The following is a 5,830-nucleotide window of genomic DNA, read 5'->3' on the forward strand; positions in this document are numbered from 1 at the left end:
GCCTCTTGAGCCTTAGCTTCTGCTTGAGCTTCAGCTGCTTCTTGAGCTTTAGCTGCTTCACGAGCTTTAGCTGCCTCCTGAGCCTTAGCCGCTGCCTGAGCTTCAGCTGCTTCACGAGCTTTAGTTGCTTCTACTACTTTAGCTTTTGCTTGCGTTTCAGCTACTTCACGAGCTTTAGTTGCTTCTACTGCTTTAGCTGTATCTTGAACTTTAGTTGTATCTTGAACTTTAGTTGTTTTTTCTACTTTAACTGCTGGTTGAACTTTAACTGGAGCTTTACCTGTTAAGTAAGGAACATGAACATAAGCTGTTTTTCCGTTATATTCAAATTGAATCCAGTCATTTTGTACTTGGTGTGTTGTTTCGATTACATCATCTTGTTTCAACTTACCAATGATCTCTGAATCTGTATTTGCTCCAGCACGTACGTTTAATACGTTTGCTGTTACGTAGTAAGTATCTTTTGTGTAGTCAGCGCTAATGAAAGCTTCTTTACCGCTATTCAATTTCACTTTTGACCATCCGTTTTCTGTATGTAAAACGTTAACTTTATATCCATCTAATAATTTTCCGACAACTTGTGATTCAGTAGTTGGGTTTTCTCGTACGTTTAGTACGTCAGTTGTTACAATCGTTTCTGCTTTAGCAGATGTTGTGAAAATCCCAAGACCAAAAACCGTTGCTGTTGCTATACCCATAAATTTTTTCATAATAGCCTCCATTGCATTTGTTTTCGTTGACCTCATTATAGCAACCATTATTTTCTTATTTGCGGAAAACACAAAACTACAAAGCATTCGTAACGGGTCATTAATATTCTGTAACAATTCCAGTAATATCCTAAAAGCGCTTTCTTACAGTTGTTAGGGGGAGTTAGAGCATATCATACATAAAAATGGGAGTATTTCAATTTCTAATCGGTTAATAATGTTTCTGTAACATTACGAAAGTATTTCGTGAACGTTACAAAAATGGCGTGTTTTACTGTTGAAACAGGAAAGTAGTTATGTAAAAATAACTATTTTGGTTGTGGAGAAATATAAATGAGATGAAAATCGATAAAATATCTCTATAATTGTTACAAAATAAGTCGAGGTATGGAAAAATTACGCCTTGATTTTAGGGTTTCACATATTATTTTTGCAATAATAGGATTGTAGGATAGTGGTAATGCGAAATGAAAGTTGCAAGGATAAAAAGATAATCGCAACATGAAACATATATAATAGAAGAAACATGATTTAAAGGGACGATATTGTTATGAATTGGTTCGTGAATTCCTGTAGATTCATATTTTTAATAAAACGTTGATAAAATTGAATTATTCTTCAATAAAATAAAAAATAGTGGAGATTTGCTTCGAATTACAAATAATAGAATGATTATACGCTGTTTTTTAAAGAATTATAAACTAAATATAGAACAAAAGTTCGATTGGTGGTAAAATATTCATAAAGATATTTTGTAGTATTTTTTGGGAATTAGGTGCGTGGTTTAACATATACAAATAGTTATGAAAATGAGTATATATAGGAGGGAGATTAAATAAAGAAAATTTAGTAATGGTAAGTTGGAAAGTAGTTCAGTAAGAAATCATTATCCTGTTAAAGGTGATGGAGGATTTTGGAAATGACAAAAGAGGAAATCGTTAAGCTATTTATAAATACGATAGTAAAGATAGCCCCAGAGAAATTAGATGAATACATAGAAAAAATTAACAGAAATAGCCATTCTTCTAAATAAATAGGCTATTTCTTCTCAGGTTTCGTATGATTTTTATTTAGCGCCTGAGCGATAGAAATCATTTGTTCTAATGCTATATCTTTTTCATCTTTTGGTAACGGTTCTAGCCATTCCATGATTTCTTTAAACTTTTTATATTTGTGTGCATTTAAATCTATTTCTTTGCTTTCTCCATATAAGTAGTCAATAGTAACATTAAATCTTTTTGAAACTTTTTCTAATGTTTCTCGTCCAGGAAAGGCTTTCCCATTTTCAAATTTAGAAATAGTTCCTTTTGTTAAGCCAACCTCTTTCCCGAATTGTTCTTGGCTTAACTTACTATCTATTCTGATTTGTTTTAATCTATCTTTTATTTCCACTGTATATTGTCTCCCCTTTAAACGAGTTTCCAAAATAACTCTTATTTTCATTATAAAGTTTACTAATAGGAATCGTAAAGAGGAAAGGATTGATATAATATGGGGCTATTTAAAGAAATGTTGGATCCTTCAATTTGTGAAATACGTAATGTTGAAGAGAGGTAGTAATAATCTTTTAATAACATGAAAAAAATTTTAAACGAAAAGTTTCACTGTGTGAAACTCGAGGGGCATATGCCCTCATTAGAAAAGATGCTTTTATTTTAATGAGTAGATTTAATTGTATTCTCCAATAAATATAGAGCGATCTTTTAAAAGTAAGAAGGATTTTATACGAAAATAAATTATATTCTTGGGAGGTTTTTAATTTGGAACAACCAATTTTATTATCAATTATGGATAAAGAAACAGAAAAGAAAATACAAAAAGTAGTTATAAGTATTTTAAAGGAACATCGTGCATTAAAGGTTCGTTTTGGGGATGAGATTGGGCAACAGCAGGGAGGAATTAATTTGTTTCCTGAAATTTGTAATACTAAGCAGATTAATCAAATGAAGTATAGACAGGTTGAAAAAGCTTTAAAGTATAGCTTAGATGAGGACGAGAGAAACATTATTGAGATGAAGTATTTAAGCGATCAAAAATTAAGAGATGATTATATTTATAATGAATTGTTAATAAAGAAAGACTCTTATTATGAAAAGAAGAAGAATGCTCTTCGCTTAATTGCTACGGCTTTAGGGGTGATTTGAGCATCATAAGTAAAGGTTTACTATATCCGAATGGGAAAATAGTGAGATCTTTTCAATAGATTTACATAATCAATAAAGATAGTAGAAGGAGAAATTTCCGATGAAGAGAGGGATAATTAAGGGGAATTTATAAATATGGATGAATGATAATCTTAGTATCAGAAGGGGAAAACAAAATCCCTTCTGGTGAATAAGCGTTCCACCAGAATAGGACGCACTCGGGTTATCGTACAGTGATGCTTTCATAGGTCACCATGCACTTTGTTCGCGTAGATAACCAGCGGGGCCTTGGAGGTAAGAGTACTCCTGTGTGGTGTGTGTATTGCTCAACTTTGTAGATGTTATCTGAGCTAAACATACAAATGAATATTTTTTATTTCATGTATGTTTAACCTCCTACATTTAAGTAAGTTTAGGAATGAGAAGATAGTATTTTTAAGGGTTGAATGAGTTTATATACTCTCAAACTTAATACATTTAAAGTAGCGAAATAGTTTTTTGTGTACTAGGTAAAAGAGTAGTACAAGGAGGTATGATAAAGGAAGAAAATATGTATACACTTCTCCTGAATTAACATACTTAGAAAAATATAGAATCTAGTAACTGTACAGGTGCAAAGCGTAGCCTAATTAAAAATTAATTAGTATGGAAAAGGTTATTAAAGATAAAAACTATCCCTCCTATACAAATAAATCTTAGTGATTTAATAAAAAGCGAAGAGAGACATTTGTCTTTCTTTTTTATTTGAAAAAAGAGAAAGGAACGTGGCTCATATTGCTAGTTTAATAAAGATATTTGGAGCGACATTCGGAGCTTTTTGTGGGTATTTTTTTGGAGGGTTTGATGTTGCATTGAAAGTATTGGTAATAATAGCAGTTATTGATTATCTGTCTGGAATGATTGCAGCAGGGTATAGCGGAGAATTGAAAAGTAAAGTTGGCTTTAAGGGCATTGCTAAAAAGGTGATGTTATTTTTATTAATTGGAGTTGCAGCACAGCTAGATTCATTATTTGGTAGTAATAGTGGAATTCGAGAAGCAACAATCTTTTTCTTTATAGGAAATGAAGCATTATCAGTTTTAGAAAATGCTGGTCGTATAGGGATTAAGATTCCGAAAATATTAATCAGTGCTGTTGAAGCTTTAAATAATGAACAAAAACAAGAACATAAAAAGGAGAAATGAAGTAATGGGACACATTGTAGATATTTCAAAATGGAACGGTAATATAGATTGGAGTGTAGCGGCTCCACAGCTTGATTTAGTTATTGCTAGGGTGCAAGATGGCTCAAATTACGTAGATCCTATGTATAAAGAATACGTTCAAGCTATGAAAAGTTATAAAGTACCGTATGGAAATTACGCATTTTGCCGCTTTACGTCTGTTGCGGATGCTAAGAAAGAAGCGCAAGATTTTTGGGCGCGAGGTGACAAAGGTGCATTATTTTGGATTGCAGACGTTGAGGTTAAGACAATGGGTGATATGCAAAGTGGGACGCAAGCATTTATCGATGAATTACGCCGTTTAGGAGCAAAAAAAGTTGGTTTATACGTAGGGCATCATACTTATGAAGCGTTTGGTGCAGCAAATATTAAAGCTGATTTTACATGGATTCCACGTTATGGCGGGAATAAACCAGCTTATCCTTGTGATATTTGGCAGTATACTGAGACAGGAAATGTATCTGGTATTGGTAAATGTGATTTGAATTATTTAATTGGTAACAAGTCATTATCTTGGTTTCTTGATGGAAATGGTGATAACAATGGGCAACAAAGTCGACCGGTAGGTATTGGGATCGCTATCTCAAAATATCCTGTTGGATATGAGGTGAACTTAAATACAAATCCAACTGATTTTATATTTTCAGGTAATTCTATTAAAGATAAAAACCCATATTTAATTTATAAAGCTTGGTGGATCCCAGAATATATGATTAATTTCGGCGGGGATCAACAATGGGCAAAATTAGAGCATTTCGATGTTCAATGGTTTTATGCTTATTCAAAATATCCTTCTGGTTATCAAATTAGACATTACGATGGACCGAATGGAAAAGATACTGGTTTTGTCGATGGTGGCGAGCCGTATCGATTATTTGGGCGTCAAGATGGACATGTTGATATTGGTGGGAATCGTTGGATTCGTGAAGAACATGTAGTAATTAGATAATACAAAAGGCCAACTTATTTAAGTGGCCTTTTATAATTTTTATTAAAGATTATTTGAAATTAATAGGATCGTTACTTTATATAAATTAAGTAGAAGAAAAGGAAAGGTGATATATATGTTAAAACATAGTGTAATGATGGATGTATTAGCGAATGCGGATACGAAGGAAAATGTAGAAAAGTCATTTTATGCATATAATGAAGCTTCTTTTACATCAGTTAAATCAAATGGAGGCGTGGAATATCCGCCTCAAACAATTCTTATAAGGGAAAAACGAAACAATGGTTGGTGGAAAATTCAAACTTGGGAAGGCGAGAAGTGGATCAATTTAAATGGTGAGAAAAAGTATGTAGAGAAACCATTCTATACGTATAATGAGCCATCATTTGTGTCTGCAAAAGGAGGAGGAGGCCAATCCTTTTTAGCACAAGAGGTACCTGTTATCGATGGGACGACAAGTGGCTGGTTAAAAATTATTTCTTATGAAGGAGAAAAATGGATCAATCCAAACGGTGAGAAAAAGTATGTAGAAAAATCATTCTATACGTACAATGAGCCATCTTTCGTATCTCCAAAAGGAGGAGGAGGCCAAGTCTTTACAGCGCAAGAGGTACCTGTTATCGATGGTACAACAAGTGGCTGGTTAAAAATTATTTCTTACGAAGGAGAGAAATGGATCAATCCAGGTGGTGAGAAAAAGTATGTAGAAAAATCATTCTATACGTATAATGAGCCATCTTTCGTATCTCCAAAAGGAGGAGGAGGCCAAGTCTTTACAGCGCAAGAGGTACCTGTTATCGATGG

5 protein-coding genes and 1 pseudogene are annotated in these 5,830 nt (G+C 33.2%); 4 read left to right on the forward strand and 2 right to left on the reverse strand.

The window, feature by feature from the left end; genetic code table 11:
* Both PDL00_RS34480 and PDL00_RS34485 read right to left on the reverse strand, forming a co-directional pair.
* The coding region (locus tag PDL00_RS34480) for an SH3 domain-containing protein (protein ID WP_270733829.1) at positions 1–833 on the reverse strand (833 nt) is incomplete at its 3' end.
* Between the two features lie 915 nt (positions 834–1,748).
* Positions 1,749–2,102 carry a helix-turn-helix domain-containing protein gene (locus PDL00_RS34485; protein ID WP_270733828.1) on the reverse strand — a complete coding sequence of 118 codons (354 nt, stop codon included), beginning with the start codon at positions 2,100–2,102 and terminating at the stop codon, positions 1,749–1,751.
* A 368-nt stretch (positions 2,103–2,470) separates the two neighbouring features.
* On the opposite strand from PDL00_RS34485, the gene PDL00_RS34490 reads away from it, so the two are divergent.
* The 4 genes and pseudogenes from PDL00_RS34490 to PDL00_RS34505 form a co-directional block, all read left to right on the forward strand.
* Positions 2,471–2,854, forward strand: a complete 384-nt coding sequence (locus PDL00_RS34490; RefSeq protein WP_098273347.1) for an ArpU family phage packaging/lysis transcriptional regulator — start codon at positions 2,471–2,473, stop codon at positions 2,852–2,854.
* 764 nt (positions 2,855–3,618) lie between these two features.
* Positions 3,619–4,038 (forward strand): phage holin family protein, encoded by a 420-nt coding sequence (locus PDL00_RS34495; RefSeq protein WP_098273346.1) that lies wholly within the window; start codon positions 3,619–3,621, stop codon positions 4,036–4,038.
* Positions 4,039–4,042: 4 nt separating this feature from the next.
* On the forward strand, positions 4,043–5,026 hold the full coding sequence (locus PDL00_RS34500) for a glycoside hydrolase family 25 protein (RefSeq protein ID WP_242257421.1): 984 nt from the start codon (positions 4,043–4,045) through the stop codon (positions 5,024–5,026).
* A gap of 115 nt (positions 5,027–5,141) precedes the next feature.
* Positions 5,142–5,830 (forward strand): annotated as a pseudogene (locus PDL00_RS34505) (C40 family peptidase); the annotation flags it as partial.

It is taken from the genome of Bacillus cereus group sp. TH152-1LC, assembly GCF_027710505.1.
In the GTDB taxonomy this organism is placed as follows: domain Bacteria; phylum Bacillota; class Bacilli; order Bacillales; family Bacillaceae_G; genus Bacillus_A; species Bacillus_A mobilis.